Below are 15,658 nucleotides of genomic sequence, written 5' to 3' on the forward strand. Positions count from 1 at the left end.
CGGCGTCAGGAGGGTTCCACCGGGGCGGCCACGCCGGTGGTGCCGGCCGCCGGGGCGGCGGGCTTGGGCTTGGCGTCCACGCCGGCCTCCAGCCGCTGCTGGGCGGTGATCGGGGTCGGGGCGCTGGTCAGCGGGTCGAAGCCGCCCCGGGTCTTCGGGAAGGCGATCACCTCGCGGATCGAGTCGGCACCGGCGAGCAGCATGCAGATCCGGTCCCAGCCGAACGCGATGCCGGCGTGCGGCGGCGGGCCGTACTTGAACGCCTCCAGCAGGAAGCCGAACTTGTCGGCGGCCTCGTCCGGGCTGATGCCGAGCAGGTCGAAGACCCGGCGCTGCACGTCGCCCCGGTGGATACGGACCGAGCCGCCACCGATCTCGTTGCCGTTGCAGACGATGTCGTACGCGTATGCCAACGCCCGGTCCGGCGCCTCCTCGAACCGGTCCAGCCAGTCGGAGTTCGGCGAGGTGAACGGGTGGTGCACCGCCGTCCAGCCGCCGTCGTCGGTCTTCTCGAACATCGGCGCGTCGACGACCCAGCAGAAGGCCCAGGCGCTCTCGTCGACCAGGCCGGCCCGCTTGGCGATCTCGATCCGGGCGGCGCCGAGCAGCTCCTGCGCGTCCCGCCGGTCGGCGCCCGCGGCGAAGAAGACCGCGTCGCCCGGCTTGGCGCCGACGGCGTCGGCGAGACCGCCGAGGTGCGCCGCCGACAGGTTCTTCGCGACCGGGCCGCGCGGCTCGCCGGTCTCGGCGTCGAGGACCACGTACGCCAGGCCACGGGCACCCCGTGCCTTGGCCCAGTCCTGCCAGCCGTCGAGTTCCTTGCGGGTCTGGCCCGCCCCGCCCGGCATGACCACCGCGCCGACGTAGCCACCGGCGTCGATCGCACCGGCGAACACCCGGAACTCGGTGCCGCGCAGGTAGTCGGTCAGCTCGGTCAGCTCCACGCCGTAGCGCAGGTCGGGCTTGTCGGAGCCGTACCGGTCCATGGCGTCGTGCCAGGTGATCCGCGGGATCGGCGTGCTGATCTCGTGGCCGGCCAGGTCCTTCCAGAGCGCGCCGACGATCGCCTCGCCGAGTTCGATCACGTCGTCCTGGACGACGAACGACATCTCGATGTCGAGCTGGGTGAACTCCGGCTGCCGGTCGGCGCGGAAGTCCTCGTCGCGGTAGCAGCGGGCGATCTGGTAGTAGCGCTCCATGCCACCGACCATCAGGAGCTGCTTGAAGAGCTGCGGCGACTGCGGCAGGGCGTACCAGGTGCCGGGCTGGAGACGGACCGGGACCAGGAAGTCGCGGGCGCCCTCCGGCGTCGACCGGGTCAGGGTCGGGGTCTCGATCTCCAGGAAGTCGCGGTCGTGCAGCACGGTGCGGGCGATGTGGTTCGCCCGCGACCGCAGCTTCAGGTTGCGCGACGGGCCGCTGCGGCGCAGGTCGAGGTAGCGGTACTTGAGCCGTACGTCGTCACCGGCGTCGACGTGGTCGTCGACCGGCAGCGGCAGCGGGGCGGCCTCCGACAGGATGACCAGCTCGGAAGCGGTCACCTCGATCTCGCCGGTCGCCAGTTCCGGGTTCTCGTTGCCCTCGGGCCGGCGGTCGACCTGGCCGGTGATCCGTACGCAGTACTCGTTGCGCAGGGCGTGGGCGGTCTCGATCTCCTCGCGGAAGACGACCTGCACCACGCCGGACGAGTCGCGCAGGTCGACGAAGATCACGCCGCCGTGGTCGCGCCGGCGGGCCACCCACCCGGCGAGCGTCACCGTCGTGCCGGCGTGCGTGGCGCGCAGGGTGCCGGCGTCATGGGTACGGATCACGGCAGGCGTCTCCTTCGACTGTTGCGGGCTGCACCGGCATTCTCTCAGCCGTCCCGCCGTCCGCACGCCACCACCCCGCCGTCGCCGTGCCGTCGCCCCCGACCGTCACGGCGGCAGGCCGGTCGCCCCACCGTACGGTGGGGTGGTGCGTGCGGTGCCCTGGTGGGCGATTGCCTCGTCGGCGGCGGCCCCGGTCCTGCTGATCGGCGGCTGGACCGTCGCCGCCGGCCGGCAACAGGGCTACGACCAGACCACCGGCACGATCAGCGCACTGGCCGCCCTCGGCGCCACCGACCGCTGGATCATGGCGGTCGCGCTGGCCGGGCTCGGGATCTGCCACCTCGTCACCGCGTGCGGCCTGCGGCCGGTGCCGGCCGCCGGTCGGGGCGTGCTCGCGCTGGGCGGGATCGCGACCGTACTCGTGGCCACCTTCCCACAGCCCGCGGCCGGCACCTCGACCGCGCACGGGGTGGCGGCCGCGGTCGCGTTCGGCGCCCTCGGCCTGTGGCCGGCGCTCGGCTTCCGCCGGGATACGCCCCGGCCCCCGACGCTGCGCCCGGCGGTCGCGGTGACCGCCGCCGTGGTGCTGCTGGCCCTGGTCGGCTGGTTCGTCGCCAGTCTCGGCGGCAGCGGGTACGCCGGCCTCGCCGAGCGGGTGGCGGCCGGTGCCCAGACGCTGTGGCCGCTCGCCGTCGTGCTCGACAGCCGCCGTTCCCGACCCGTGGTACGGACCACGAAGTCGCGCGGTTCCGCTTAGCCGGGCGCCGTCCCGGGTACGCAACCGGTCAGGACACGTCGAACCAACTGCACGGCAGGTGTCATGAGCGAGCGAAGGGAGCAGGTGTCATGAGCGAGCCCAGCGAGCGAATCAACCCGCTCAGTTCGAATCATGACACCGGCGAGCGAAGGGAGCAGGTGTCATGATCCGCAAGGCGGTACGCCGTTGGGCGGTCGTCGCGGTCGCTGTTCCGGTGGCGGCGGCCGGGGTCCGGAAGGTGAGCCAGACGCTGGAGGCCCGGCGTGGCTCGTCGAAGGCGACCCGGCTGATGCACAACGCGGCCGACCAGGCTCAACGCCTGTTCGGGCGCAAGCCGAAGCGGAGCCGTCTGCGATTCGGCCGCTGACCCGTTCCACCCCGCGTGGGGGCGGCACCGTGAGGTGCCGCCCCACGCGTACGCCGCGATCTTGCACTTGTCGCCGGACGAAAGCCGCGGATGGGGGAGACAACCGCAGGATCGCGGAGAGGGGTGGGGCATGATCGGCGCGTCCAGCCGTCGAAGGGATGTGGGGCACCGTGCCGATCACGAACGAACAGGTGACAGGGCATGACTTTCTGCACGGGATGTACGCGGACCCGTACTTTCCGGATCATGTCGTCGACAAGGGCAGGGCGATCCTGCTGCGGTTGTGCGGGCGGATCGAGGCGGAGCGGCCTTCCGACCTGGCCGCCCTGTACGCCCTGACGGAGGCGGCGACGGAGGAGTTCAACCTGCTGGAGGCCGACTTCGAGGCGGCGGGGAGCGAGATCGAGACCGTCGCGCGCGAGGAGATCGCGGGCGACTTCCGGTTCGTGGCGTCGGCCTACGGGTTCACCGACGCGGACGCTGAGAAGCTGGTGGCCGCCCGGGACTGGTGAGCGGTGGCGGCCACAGCGAATTCGCTGTGGCTACACCGAATTCGCTGTGGACCGCGACAGCAGTACCCCGCCGGGGCGGCGTGACACCGGGGCGGCGTGACAGCAGTACCCCGCCCCAGGGCAGGCGGCGTCCGTCCCGGCCGTGATCGTCTGCGGCTGGCGCACTCGACATGCCGGGACCGGGCCGGGCGGTCCCTCCAAGGATGTAGCCGACGATCGTCGCACAGAGGGATTCTCCGGGCTCCCCTGGACAGCACGCTGGAAACATGCGTACCAAGGTGCTGACCGCCGCCGGTCTGCTGCTGCTCGCCGCCGTACCCGTGGTCTTGCTGTTGTCCGGCCGTACCGACCTGCGGACCTCGGCCGACGAGGAGGCCGGTCCGACCCCGCTGGCCGCCGTGGTCGTCCCCGTACTCGCCGCGCTGCTGCTGACCCGGCTCGTCCCGCCCAGGCTGCCCGGGCTGCCGCCGATCGACCCCGACCAGCGGGCGGTGTACCGCCGCCAGGCCGTCGGGCTGACCCTGATCGCGCTGGTGTTCCCGGTGGTCGCGGTGGTCGTCTTCGCGCTGCCCGACGGCGGACTGTTCTACGGCCCGGTCAAGGTCCTCCTGCTGATCGGCGTGAGCTGGCTGGTGCTGCGCCGGTGGCCGGCCCCGTCCCCGGCCGCCGCGCACCGGGCGCTGCTCCCCCGCCGCTGGTACCTGTTCGGCGCGGTGCCGGCCGTGCTGGCCTGGGGATACCTGCTCTACTACAGTCCACTCTCCGGCGACCGGGACATGTCCGGCTACGAGGCGTACGACCCGGCGGTGCTGGCCGGTGCCGCGGTGTTCACGTTCCTGACCGCGAGCGTGACGGAGGAGATCTTCTACCGGGTGTTCCTGCAGACCCGGCTGGAGGTGCTGCTCGGCCGGTGGCCGGCGATCGTGGCGACCGCGCTGCTGTTCGCCGCGATGCACGTGCACCGGTTCGGTGACGGCCCGTTCGGGGAGAATCTCGCGGTGATCCTGGCCTGGAACGGCGGCTTCGGGCTGCTGACCGGCTACCTGTGGGCCCGATACAGCAACGTGTGGGTGCTGATCGTGGTCCATGGTGCGGTGAACAGCATGGGCCTGCTGCCGCTGCTGTTCGGCTGACCCGTCACGGCGGCCGTCCGGCCGACCTTTCAGCCGGGCCGGCCCTTCAGCCGGGCCGGGCCGGCAGCAGGTGGGTGACCTCCGGCTCGCCGTCGGCCAGGGCCCGCGCCCGCTCCTCGGCCGCCTGGTCGGCGCCGGTCATCCGGCCGCCGTGCTGGCGCAGGTGCTCGTCCCACGACGACACCCGGTAGACCTCGACGAACCGGTCCGGCCGCTCCCCGGACCGGTAGAGGCCCCAGTGGGTCGCGCCGGTGCGCTGGCGGGAACGGCGGACGAACTGCATCGCCGCGACGAACTCGGCCTCCCGTTCGGGCCGTACGGGGTAGGTCACGGTGACCAGGACCGGGCCGAGCCGCCGGTCGGGGTCGGGGGTGAGGTGCGGCTCCGGCCAGTAGACGGCCGGCGCCCGGTCGAGGTGGCCGACCTCGCGCAGCGGCCACCAGCGGACCGTCGCGGCGCCGACGAGCATCAGCGCGCCGGCCGCCACGTGGGCGACGACGAGGTCGGTGGCCTGGGCCAGGGCGCCCCAGGCGAGCGCGCCGAGGGCCTGCCCGCCGGCGAAGACGATCTGCCACATCGACATGCCGCGGGCGCGTACCCAGCCGGGCAGGAACAGTTGCATCGACGCGTTGACGCTGGACAGCACGGTCAGCCAGGCCATTCCGGCCGGCACCAGGGCGACGGTCACCGGCAGCGGCCGGGGTACGGCGCCGACGACCAGCAGCGCCGCCCCGAAGACCAGGCCGGCGGCGAGCAGCAGTTGACTGGCGGACAGCCAGGCGCGCAGCCGGGGCAGCACGAACGCCCCGGCGACGGCCCCGACGCCGAGTGCGGCGAGCAGGAGCCCGTACCCGCTGGAACCGAGCCCGAGACGGACGCTGGCGATCAGTGGCAGCAGCGCCCACAGCGCGGTGCCGGGCACGATGAACAGGGTGGCGCGCAGCAGGATGCGGCGGACGACCGGAGAGTGCCGTACGTATCGGCCGCCGGCGCGTAGCGCGGCCAGGAAGCGTTCCGGGTGGTCGCCGCCGGCCTGGCGCGGTGCCCGCCAGCGCAGCAGCACCAGCGTGAAGACCAGGAACGAGGCCGCGTTGACCGCGAAGACGACCGCGACGCCGGCCCGGGCGACCAGTACGCCGGCGATCGCCGGGCCGACCGCGCGGGCCAGGTTGATGCTGATCGAGCCGAGCGCCGACGCGGACTGCAACTGCGGGCGGGGCACGAGTTCGGGGATGACAGCCTGCCAGGCGGGCAGGGTCAGCGCCTGGCCGACGCCGAGGGCGAAGGTCAGGCCGAGCAGGAGAGCGGGCGGCATCCGGCCGGCGGCGGTCAGGGCGGTGAGGGCGACGCCGACCACGAACAGGAACGCCTGTACGGCGATCAGCAGGCGCCGCCGGTCGAAGGTGTCGGCGAGCGCCCCGGCCGGCAGGGCGAGCAGCAGGACCGGCAGCATGCTCGCGGTCTGGACGAGGGCGACGAGCGTGGTGGCACCGGGTTCGTCGACGAGCAGCCACTGGGCACCGACGGTCTGCATCCAGGCGCCGATGTTGCTGCCGAGCACGGCGAGCCACAGGCTGCGGAAGGCGGTGACGCGCAGCGGCGCCCAGGCCGAGGGGGGCGCCGCCGGGCGGACCGGTTCGGTGGCACTCATCGGGCGCACCGTACCGCGCGGTGCCGCCACCGGCGGCCGGAAGTGATCGACGGAACTGCCCGTGAGCAGCCCGGAAGTGGGTACCGCGGTCAGGACCCGCGCGGTTTCGGTCAGGCGCGGCGGCGGGCGCCGGGGCCGGGCCGGGGCAGCACCTCGCGCGGGTCGGCGACCTCGTGCCCGGCGGCGCAGCGCAGGACGGCGCGCACCGGCGCGCCGCAGTCGCGGTGCGCGGTCTCCAGCGGCGGCCCCTCCGGGTCGGCGAGGTAGCGGTCACCCCATTCGAGTACGGCGACCAGCACCGGCCACAGGTCGAGCCCCTTGTCGGTGAGGCGGTATTCGTGGCGCAGCCGGGCGCCCGGCTCCCGGTAGGGTTCCCGGCGCAGCACGCCCTGCCCGACCAGGCCGGCGAGCCGGTTGGTGAGCACCTGGCGCGGGATGCCGGTGCGTTCGCGCATGTCGTCGAAGCGGCGTACGCCGTTGAAGACCTCGCGGAGCACGACGACGGTCCACCGCTCGCCGAGGATCGCCATGGCGCGGCCGATGGTGCAGTTGTCGATCTCCCAGTCGAGTGCGGCGGGTCTCACCCCGCCAGGCTAGGTCTCATTGACAGACTCAGCAAGCTGCTGCGAGGCTGCGTCCATGACGCAGACCCAGACCGGGCCGGCGGCGGCCCGCACCCGTACCTTCTCGTGGACCGACCCGGCGGCGACCGCCGCGACACTGGGCCGGCGCGCCGGCCTGGAGACCATCCAGGCGATGATCCGGGGCGAGGTGCCCGCTCCGCCGATCATGCACACCATCGGCGCCGACGGCATGACGGCCGACGAGGGGCGGGCCCGGGTGACCCTCACCCCGCAGGAGTTCCACTACAACCCGCTCGGCTCGGTGCACGGCGGCGTCATCTCCACCCTGCTCGACACCGCCGCCGGCTGCGCCGTCCACACCACCCTGCCCGCCGGGTACGGCTACACCTCGCTCGACCTCAACGTGAAGTTCGTCCGGCCGGCGACGGTCGCCTCCGGCCTGCTCACCTGCGAGGGCGTCGTGGTGCAGCGCGGCCGGCGGGTGGCGCTGGCCGAGGCCCGGCTCACCGACGCCGCCGGCCGCCTGGTCGCCCAGGCCACCTCGAGCTGCCTGGTCTTCGAACTCCCACCCGCCTGACCCGCCCCCGCGCCGCCGGGGGCGCGCCCCCGCCCCGGCCCCGACCCCGGCCCCGGCCCCGCCTGGCGCCGTCCGGCGCAAGATCCGCGTGATCAGGGAGTTCGCACCCCGACACACCGGCGACACGCTCGATTCAGCCCCTGATCACGCGGATCTTGGTGACTGGTCAGGCGGATCTTGCGGCGGTGCGGGCCTCCCGGGCGGCGCGCTTCTCCTCGAACCGGGTCGCCGCCACGTCCAGCTCGGACAGGTGCTCGGCCAGCTGCTCGCGGGCCAGCTCTCCATCGACGTCCAGGCCGGTCACGTTCCAGATGTCCCACTGCCGCAGCACCGGGTTGACCACGTCGTCGCGGTGCTGCCGCAGGTCGTAGATGCCGGCCAGGGCGATCTGCACCGACTTGCGGGCGAACCCGTCGATCCCGTTGCCCGGCATCTGGAAGTCGCCGACGACGTCGGCGACCGCCCGCATCGCCTGGCTGGGCGCGAACTCGAACGCCGCGGCCAGCAGGTTGCGGTAGAAGACCATGTGCAGGTTCTCGTCGGCCGCGATCCGGGCCAGCAACTGCTCGCAGAGCGGGTCGCCGGTGGCCCGGCCGGTGTTGCGGTGCGAGATCCGGGTCGCCAGCTCCTGGAACGAGACGTACGCCAGCGAGTGCAGCACCTCGTCGTCGTGCTGGTTGGAGTAGCCGGCCGACATGTGCACCATCCGGGCCCGCTCCAGCGCCACCGGGTCGACCGCCCGGGTCACCGTCAGGTAGTCGCGGATCGCCGTACCGTGCCGCCCCTCCTCCGCCGTCCACCGGTGCACCCAGGTCCCCCACGCCCCGTCCTGGCCGAACAGCGTGGCGATCTGCCGGTGGTACGACGGCAGGTTGTCCTCGGTCAGCAGGTTGACGATCAGCGCGGTGCGGGCCGCCTCCGGGATGGTGGAGTCCGCGGGCGACCACGCCTCGCCGCCCAGCACGCCGTCGAAGGTGCGCCCGTCGCTCCACGGCACGTACTCGTGCGGGAACCACTCCTTGGCCAGCCCGAGGTGCCGGTCGAGGTTCGTGGCGACGACCGGCTCCAGTTCGATGAGCAGGGCTTCCTGGCTGAGCGGCGTACGGGTGGACGGCACGATGGGTTCTCCCTACCTACGGTGGCGTAACTTACGGTACCGTAGGTCGAGTTCGGCTGTCACGGCAACCGGCGGCTCAACTGATGAGCGGCCGCAGGTCGGCGGGGGGTGGCGACCAGTCGTCGGCGGTCGCGTCGACCTGCTCCCCGGACCGGATGTCCTTGACCGTGTCGCCGGCACCGTCCGCACCCGGGAACCACACGTACGGGATGCCGCGCCGCTCCGCGAACCGGATCTGCTTGCCGAACCTGGCCGCCGTCGGCGCCACCTCGGTCGGGATGCCGCGCCGCCGCAGCCCGGCCGCGATCCGGTCGCAGTCGCGCCGCCGCTCCTCGTCGGGCAGCGCCACCAGCACGCAGGTCGGCACGTCGCGCGACACGGTCAGCTCGCCGGCGCCGAAGAGCAGCCCGAGCAGCCGGGACACCCCGATCGAGATCCCGACCCCGGGGAAGCGGGTGTCGCCGGCGCTGGCGAGGTTGTCGTACCGGCCGCCGGAGCAGATCGACCCGAACCTCTCGTACCCGATCATCTGGGTCTCGTAGACCGTGCCGGTGTAGTAATCGAGGCCACGGGCGATCCGCAGGTCGGCCACGCACAGGCCGGGCGCGTGCGCGGCGGCGGTCTCCACCACCGCGACCAGCTCGGCCAGGCCCTCGTCCAGCAGCGGGTGGGTCACCCCGAGCGCGCGTACGGCGTCGGCGAACGACGCGTCCGGCGCGCAGATCTCGGCCAGCGACAGGCACGCCTTGGCCTGCGCCTCGCTCGCCCCGGCCGTCTCGGCCAGCAGCGCCGCCACCTTCGCCGGACCGATCTTGTCGAGCTTGTCGACGGCGCGCAGCGCCGCCTCCGGGTCGGTCAGCCCGATCCCGCGGTAGAAGCCCTCGCAGACCTTGCGGTTGTTGACCTGGATCCGGACCGGCGGGATCGGCAGGCCGCCGAGCGCGTCGCCGATCACCAGCGGGATCTCGGCCTCGTAGTGGGCCGGCAGGGTGTCCCGGTCGACGATGTCGATGTCGGCCTGGAGGAACTCGCGGTAGCGGCCCTCCTGCGGCCGTTCGCCGCGCCACACCTTCTGGATCTGGTAGCGCCGGAACGGGAACTGCAGCTTGCCGGCATTCTCAAGCACGAACCGGGCGAACGGCACGGTCAGGTCGAAGTGCAGGCCGAGCGCGTCGTCGTCGGTCGTGCCGGCCGGATCCTCCTGCAGCCGGCGCAGGACGTAGACCTCCTTGGACGTCTCGCCCTTGCGCAGCAACTGGTCCAACGGTTCGACCGCCCGGGTCTCCAGCGGCGCGAAGCCGTACAACTCGAAGGTGTCGCGGATGCGGTCCACGACGTACTGCTCGATCATCCGCTGCGGCGGCAGCCATTCGGGAAAGCCGGAGATCGGCCTGGGCTTGCTCATGATTCTCCTCGGACGGCGCCGCGCCGGGCGCGGCGCCGGAAAGTTCTTAGAGACCCCGCGCCGGTCCGGCGGCCTGGCCGCCCGTCATGACCTGACGCAGGTACGGGTTGGTCGCGCGCTCGCGCCCCATCGTGGTGGCGGGGCCGTGGCCGGGCAGTACGACGGTGTCGTCGGCGAGCGGGAGCACCTTGTCGCGCAGGCTCCGCATCATCGTGGGGAGACTGCCGCCCGGCAGGTCGGTGCGACCGATCGAGCCGGCGAAGAGCACGTCACCGGTGAGGCAGAGCTGTTCGGCCTCGAAGGACGAGCCGGCGCCGGGCAACCGGAACATCACCGACCCGCCGGTATGGCCCGGCGCGTGGTCGACCGTGATCTCCAGGCCGGCCAGGGTCAGCGTGGCGCCGTCGGTCAGCTCGGCGACGTCCTCGGGCTCGGTGTAGGGCAGCCGGCCGCCGAAGAGCTGGGCCGGGTCGATCGACAGCGCCTTGCCCGGGTCGGCGAGCAGCTCACGGTCTGCCGGGTGCACGTAGGCGGTGATGCCGCGGGCACCGCAGACCGGGGTCACCGAGAAGGTGTGGTCGAGGTGGCCGTGGGTCAGCAGCACGGCGGCCGGGTGCAGCCGGTGCTCGGCGAGCAGCGCGTCGAGCTGGTCGACCACCCCGATCCCGGGGTCGACGACCACGCACTGCTCCCCCGGCGCGGTGGCCACCACGTAGCAGTTGGTGCCGAAGGCGTCCGCGGGAAAGCCGGCGACGAGCACGTGCGGCCCCTCCTCCTACAACGGTTGTCGACGGGTCGAGCCTAGCCGCAGCCGCCACCGGGTTCCGCGCCGAACCCGCCCCGGCGGCGGTCGTGGCGGGCGGCGAAGGTGAGGCCCGATAACATTCGGCTACCTCGCACACCAAATTCTTAGTGACTACCCGTACACTCTGGCGGGCGTGTGGCGTGGCGCACTTGACGCCCGACGATGCGGCGACGACGCCGCCACCGGGTCGAGGCGACGCCGTCGCCACCGGATCGAGGTAAGAGGAAGGGGAGCGCGGGTGGCTTCCAGCAAGGACCGGCAGCGCAAGTTGGCGCGTGCCAAGCTCGATCGGCAGATGGCCCGCAGGGCCGCCGGCCTGCGTCGGCGCCGCCGGATCCAGGCCGGTGTCGGTGCGGCGGCCGCGCTGCTGCTGATCGTTGTCGGTTCGTTCTGGGCGCTCGGCGGCTTCGACCGCGATCCCGAGGAGGAGCAGGCCGGCCCGCCGGAGGTCTGCACCTGGACCCCGCAGAACGCGGCGAACAACCCCAGCCTCAAGGAGGTCGGGACCCCGTCGACGACCGACGTGCCGACCACCGGCACCCGGCCGATGACGATCACCACCAACCAGGGCGCGCCGATCACGGTCGACCTCGACCTGACCAACGCGCCGTGCGCCGGTGCGAGCTTCGCCCACCTGTCCGGCCAGGGCTTCTTCGACAACACCACCTGCCACGAGATCACCGAGGAGGGCGCGCTGCTCTGCGGTGACCACAGCGGCACCGGAGCGGGCGGCCCGTCGTACACGTTCTTCAACGAGAACGTGCCCCCGGCGGTGTCGGCGAGCCCGGCCCCGGACGCTCCCCCGCTGTACCCCGCCGGCACGGTGGCGATGATGGGCACCCCGCCGGGCGCCAACGGCAGCCAGTTCCTGATCTTCTTCCGGGACTACACCACGGCCGAACCCATGTATCCCATCGTGGGCCGCGTCACCGCCGGCCAGGATGTCGTCGACACGATCGGCAAAATGGAGACCGTGGACAACGGTATGGGCGCCAAGGTCAAACCGGCGACCGACGTCCTGATCCAGAGCCTGACCGTCGGCGAGGTGACGACCGCCCCGCCGGCGCCCGACCTGACCGACGCGCCGCCCACGGCCTCGCCGAGCGCCACCGGCCAGTCCTGACCAGCCCCGCGCACGCCCCGCGCGCAGAAACAAGTTCCAGGAGGAGCGACCGTGACGTCGACCAAGGAGCGGCAACGGGCCGCCGCGCGCGCCCGGCTCGAGAAGGAGATGGCCCAGCGCGCCGCCGCCGCCCGCAAGCGTCGCCAGATCCAGGCCTCGGTCGGTGCCGGCGTGGCCCTTCTGGTGGTGATCACCGGAACGGTGCTGCTGGTCACCAACCTCGGCGGCGACGACCCGGAGACCACCACGGCCCCGCCGTCGGCCGACACCGCCGCCTGCGACTGGATCGAGGTGCCGGCGGAGATGCGCAGCCCGCAGACCAAGGACGTCGGCCTGCCGCCGACCGAGGTGCCGGCCAAGGGCGCCGAGACGCTGACGTTCGACACCAACCTCGGGCCGATCAGCGCCAAGCTCGACCTGACCAAGGTGCCGTGCACGGCGGCCAGCTTCAAGCACCTGGCGACCACCGGGTTCTACGACAACTCCAAGTGCCACCGGCTGGTGACCGAAGGGCTGAAGGTGCTCCAGTGCGGTGACCCGAGCGCGACCGGTGAGGGCTACCGGGAGACCGACGGCACCGGCGGCCCGACCTACCGGTTCGCCGAGGAGAACCTGCCGGTCGACAAGCGCCCCGCCTACCCGGAGGGCGTCATCGCGATGGCGAAGACCAGCGAGCCGAGCAGCACCGGCAGCCAGTTCTTCATCGTCTACGGCGACAGCGAACTGTCCCCGGACTACACCGTCCTGGGCACCGTCACGGCGGGCATGGACATCGTGAAGAAGGTCGGCGCCGACGGGCACGACAACGCGTTCGCCGAGTCGGCCGGTGGCGGCCACCCCAAGACCGAGGTCCTGATCAAGTCGCTGACGCTCACCGCCGGCTGACGACCCGTACCACCGACGAAAGATCGGCGCGATCCCCGCGGGGATCGCGCCGATCTTTCGTTTCCGCTCTTCTCGTTTCCGCCGGGTCGGCGCCCGCCGGATCGTTCCGGTCAGGTCGGCGCCGGCCGCCAGACGGCCTCAGGCGCCCGACGTGACCCGGTAGGCGTCGAAGACCCCGTCGACCTTGCGTACGGCCGCCAGCAGGTGTCCCAGGTGCTTCGGATCGGCCATCTCGAAGCTGAACCGGCTGACCGCCACCCGGTCGCGGGTCGTGGTGACCGTCGCGGACAGGATGTTGACCCGCTCCTCGGACAGCACTCGGGTGACGTCGGCGAGCAGCTTGTGCCGGTCGAGCGCCTCGACCTGGATCGCGACCAGGAACGTCGACGCCGAGGTCAGCTTCCAGCTCACCTCGACGATCCGCTCCTCCTGGACCTTCAGGTCCTCGGCGTTGGCGCAGTCGTCGCGGTGCACGCTGACCCCGCCGGACCGGGTCACGAACCCGAAGACCGCGTCCGGCGGTACGGGCGTGCAGCACCGGGCCAGCTTGATCCAGACGTCGCTGACCCCGCGTACGACCACACCCGGGTCGTGGCCGGTGACCCGACTGCGCGGCGGGCGGGTGGCGATCGCGGTCTCGGCCAGGTCCTCGGCCGCGCCCTCCTCGCCGCCGTAGCCGGCCATCAACCGCTGGACGACCGACTGCGCCGACACCTGGCTGTCGCCGACCGCCGCGTACAGCGACGCCACGTCGGGCAGGTGCAGGTCGCGGGCGATCGTCATCAGGTTGTCGGAGCTGAGCATCCGCTGCAACGGCATGCCCTGCTTGCGCATCGCCTTGACGATCGCGTCCTTGCCGGCCTCGATCGCCTCCTCGCGGCGCTCCTTGTTGAAGAACTGCCGGATCTTCGTACGCGCCCGCGGGCTCTTGACGAACCCGAGCCAGTCCTGGGTCGGGCCGGCGGTGTCGGACTTCGAGGTGAAGATCTCGATCACGTCGCCGTTGGACAGCGTCGACTCCAGCGGCACGAGCTTGCCGTTGACCCGCGCCCCGATGCACTTGTGCCCGACCTCGGTGTGCACCGCGTACGCGAAGTCGACCGGCGTCGACGCGGTCGGCAGCGGAATCACGTCGCCCTTCGGCGTGAAGACGTAGACCTCCTGGCTGGACAGGTCGAACCGCAGCGCGTCGAGGAACTCGCTCGGGTCACTCGCCTCCCGCTGCCAGTCCAGCAGCTGCCGCAGCCAGGTCATCTCGTCGATGTGCGCCGGCGGGCCGACGATCGTCGCGCCCTTCTTCTCCTTGTACTTCCAGTGCGCGGCGATGCCGAACTCGGCGGTGCGGTGCATCGCGTACGTCCGGATCTGCATCTCGACCGGCTTGCCGGTCGGGCCGATCACGGTGGTGTGCAGCGACTGGTACATGTTGAACTTCGGCATCGCGATGTAGTCCTTGAACCGGCCCGGCACAGGCTGCCAGTTCGCGTGGATCACACCGAGGGCCGCGTAGCAGTCGCGGACCGTGTCGACCAGGATGCGGACCCCGACCAGGTCGTAGATGTCGTTGAAGTCCCGACCCCGGACGATCATCTTCTGGTAGATCGAGTAGAGGTGCTTGGGCCGCCCGGTCGTCTCCGCCTTGATCTTGGCGGCCTTCAGGTCGACCTGTACCTTCTGCGTCACCTGGCGCAGCAGCGCCTCCCGCTGCGGCTGGTGCTCGCCGATCAGCCGGTTGATCTCCTCGAACCGCTTCGGGAACAGCGTGCCGAACGCCAGGTCCTCGAGCTCCCACTTGATCGTGTTCATACCCAGCCGGTGGGCCAGCGGGGCGAGGATCTCCAGCGTCTCCTTCGCCTTCTGCTCCTGCTTCGGCCGGGGCAGGAAGGTCAGCGTGCGCATGTTGTGCAGCCGGTCGGCGAGCTTGATGACCAGCACCCGGGGGTCCTTGGCCATCGCGACCACCATCTTGCGGATGGTCTCGGCCTTCGCCGCGTCGCCGAGCTTGACCTTGTCGAGCTTGGTCACCCCGTCGACCAGCAGCGCCACCTCGCCGCCGAAGTCGGCCCGCATCTGGTCGAGGCCGTAGTCGGTGTCCTCGATCGTGTCGTGCAGCAGCGCCGCGACGAGCGTGGTCGTGTCCATGCCCAGGTTGGCCAGGATCGTCGCCACCGCGAGCGGGTGCGTGATGTACGGGTCACCGGACTTGCGGTACTGCCCGGAGTGCCAGCGGGCGGCCATGTCGAAGGCGCGCTGGAGCAGCCGGGCGTCGGCCTTGGGATGCGACGCCCGGTGGGTGGCGATGAGCGGCTCCAGCACCTCGCTCACCTGGGGTGTCTGCCACGGCGCGTTGAACCGGGCCAGCCGGGCCCGGACCCGCCGGCCGGTGGGCGCGCCGACCAGGCCGAAGCTCGACGACTGCGACTCCGGGTCGTCGGTCGCCGGACCGGGCGACGTGCCCGGGGTCGGGAAGGCCACCACGACCCCGCCGGCCGGGTCGCCGGCCGACCGGTCCGCGCCGCCGTTGCGGCCCGCGCCGTTGGCGGCCGGGGTGTTGCCCGCCGGCCCGGTGCCGTTGGCCACCTGGCCGGTGCCGTTGGCCGCCCGGCCGGTGGGGTTCGCCGTCGAGGCCGGGGACGGAACGGCACCGGAACGCGTGCCGGCGGGCACGGCGGTGCCGGACAGCGCACCGGCGGCCGGGCCACGGCCCGCCGACACGTCGGCCGCCGGCCCGTGGCCGTTCGTCAGGGCCTCGCCGTCGGCCCGGCCCGTGGTCCGGTCGGACGCCGCGCCACGCGGCGCCCGCCCAGATGACAGTTCGAATTCGTCGGCCGGGGCGGCCACCTGGCCCACCTCGCCCGATCCGTTTGCGGCGGCGTTGTCCTCGCCAGTCGGGTGCACCGTGTCCTCCACCGAAGGGGCGACGTCGTGGGA

Annotated in this window: 14 protein-coding genes; 7 read left to right on the forward strand and 7 right to left on the reverse strand. The window is 72.4% G+C overall.

The genetic code is table 11. The features are described 5' to 3' along the window. Positions 1 to 5 precede the first annotated feature (5 nt). A complete protein-coding gene (gene aspS, locus QCD66_RS24625; protein WP_364207463.1) occupies positions 6 to 1,811 on the reverse strand; it encodes an aspartate--tRNA ligase in 1,806 nt (601 codons plus the stop codon). Between the two features lie 145 nt (positions 1,812 to 1,956). On the opposite strand from aspS, the gene QCD66_RS24630 reads away from it, so the two are divergent. From QCD66_RS24630 to QCD66_RS24645, 4 genes are all read left to right on the forward strand, one after another. Beyond that, positions 1,957 to 2,568 (forward strand): DUF998 domain-containing protein, encoded by a 612-nt coding sequence (locus QCD66_RS24630; protein WP_375736392.1) that lies wholly within the window; start codon positions 1,957 to 1,959, stop codon positions 2,566 to 2,568. Positions 2,569 to 2,731: 163 nt separating this feature from the next. Next, positions 2,732 to 2,935, forward strand: a complete 204-nt coding sequence (locus QCD66_RS24635; RefSeq protein WP_375736391.1) for a hypothetical protein — start codon at positions 2,732 to 2,734, stop codon at positions 2,933 to 2,935. Positions 2,936 to 3,126: 191 nt separating this feature from the next. Next, positions 3,127 to 3,447 carry a DUF5713 family protein gene (locus QCD66_RS24640; RefSeq protein WP_375736390.1) on the forward strand — a complete coding sequence of 107 codons (321 nt, stop codon included), beginning with the start codon at positions 3,127 to 3,129 and terminating at the stop codon, positions 3,445 to 3,447. A gap of 266 nt (positions 3,448 to 3,713) precedes the next feature. Next, entirely contained in the window at positions 3,714 to 4,580 is an 867-nt protein-coding gene (locus tag QCD66_RS24645) for a type II CAAX prenyl endopeptidase Rce1 family protein (protein WP_375736389.1), read from the forward strand. Positions 4,581 to 4,626: 46 nt separating this feature from the next. On the opposite strand, the gene QCD66_RS24650 is transcribed toward QCD66_RS24645, so the two are convergent. Both QCD66_RS24650 and QCD66_RS24655 read right to left on the reverse strand, forming a co-directional pair. Further along, positions 4,627 to 6,231 carry an MFS transporter gene (locus QCD66_RS24650; protein ID WP_375736388.1) on the reverse strand — a complete coding sequence of 535 codons (1,605 nt, stop codon included), beginning with the start codon at positions 6,229 to 6,231 and terminating at the stop codon, positions 4,627 to 4,629. Positions 6,232 to 6,341: 110 nt separating this feature from the next. Further along, positions 6,342 to 6,815 (reverse strand): helix-turn-helix domain-containing protein, encoded by a 474-nt coding sequence (locus QCD66_RS24655; protein ID WP_357539983.1) that lies wholly within the window; start codon positions 6,813 to 6,815, stop codon positions 6,342 to 6,344. Positions 6,816 to 6,870: 55 nt separating this feature from the next. Between QCD66_RS24655 and QCD66_RS24660 the strand changes: the two genes are divergently transcribed. Then, a complete protein-coding gene (locus QCD66_RS24660) occupies positions 6,871 to 7,392 on the forward strand; it encodes a PaaI family thioesterase (protein ID WP_364207454.1) in 522 nt (173 codons plus the stop codon). A 166-nt stretch (positions 7,393 to 7,558) separates the two neighbouring features. Here the strand turns inward: QCD66_RS24660 and QCD66_RS24665 are convergent, their stop codons facing one another. From QCD66_RS24665 to QCD66_RS24675, 3 genes are all read right to left on the reverse strand, one after another. Next, complete coding sequence (locus tag QCD66_RS24665; RefSeq protein ID WP_375736387.1) at positions 7,559 to 8,509, reverse strand: acyl-ACP desaturase; 951 nt, start codon at positions 8,507 to 8,509, stop codon at positions 7,559 to 7,561. A gap of 76 nt (positions 8,510 to 8,585) precedes the next feature. Beyond that, positions 8,586 to 9,914 (reverse strand): histidine--tRNA ligase, encoded by a 1,329-nt coding sequence (gene hisS / locus QCD66_RS24670; RefSeq protein ID WP_375736386.1) that lies wholly within the window; start codon positions 9,912 to 9,914, stop codon positions 8,586 to 8,588. Positions 9,915 to 9,960: 46 nt separating this feature from the next. Beyond that, entirely contained in the window at positions 9,961 to 10,674 is a 714-nt protein-coding gene (locus QCD66_RS24675; protein ID WP_357539975.1) for an MBL fold metallo-hydrolase, read from the reverse strand. Positions 10,675 to 10,957: 283 nt separating this feature from the next. Between QCD66_RS24675 and QCD66_RS24680 the strand changes: the two genes are divergently transcribed. Then, a complete protein-coding gene (locus QCD66_RS24680; RefSeq protein ID WP_364207448.1) occupies positions 10,958 to 11,842 on the forward strand; it encodes a peptidylprolyl isomerase in 885 nt (294 codons plus the stop codon). Positions 11,843 to 11,950: 108 nt separating this feature from the next. Then, entirely contained in the window at positions 11,951 to 12,727 is a 777-nt protein-coding gene (locus QCD66_RS24685; RefSeq protein WP_375736396.1) for a peptidylprolyl isomerase, read from the forward strand. Between the two features lie 138 nt (positions 12,728 to 12,865). On the opposite strand, the gene QCD66_RS24690 is transcribed toward QCD66_RS24685, so the two are convergent. Beyond that, on the reverse strand, positions 12,866 to 15,307 hold the full coding sequence (locus QCD66_RS24690; RefSeq protein WP_407567257.1) for a RelA/SpoT family protein: 2,442 nt from the start codon (positions 15,305 to 15,307) through the stop codon (positions 12,866 to 12,868). Between the last annotated feature and the right edge of the window lie 351 nt (positions 15,308 to 15,658).

It is taken from the genome of Polymorphospora sp. A560, assembly GCF_045781765.1.
Classification (GTDB): domain Bacteria; phylum Actinomycetota; class Actinomycetes; order Mycobacteriales; family Micromonosporaceae; genus Polymorphospora; species Polymorphospora lycopeni.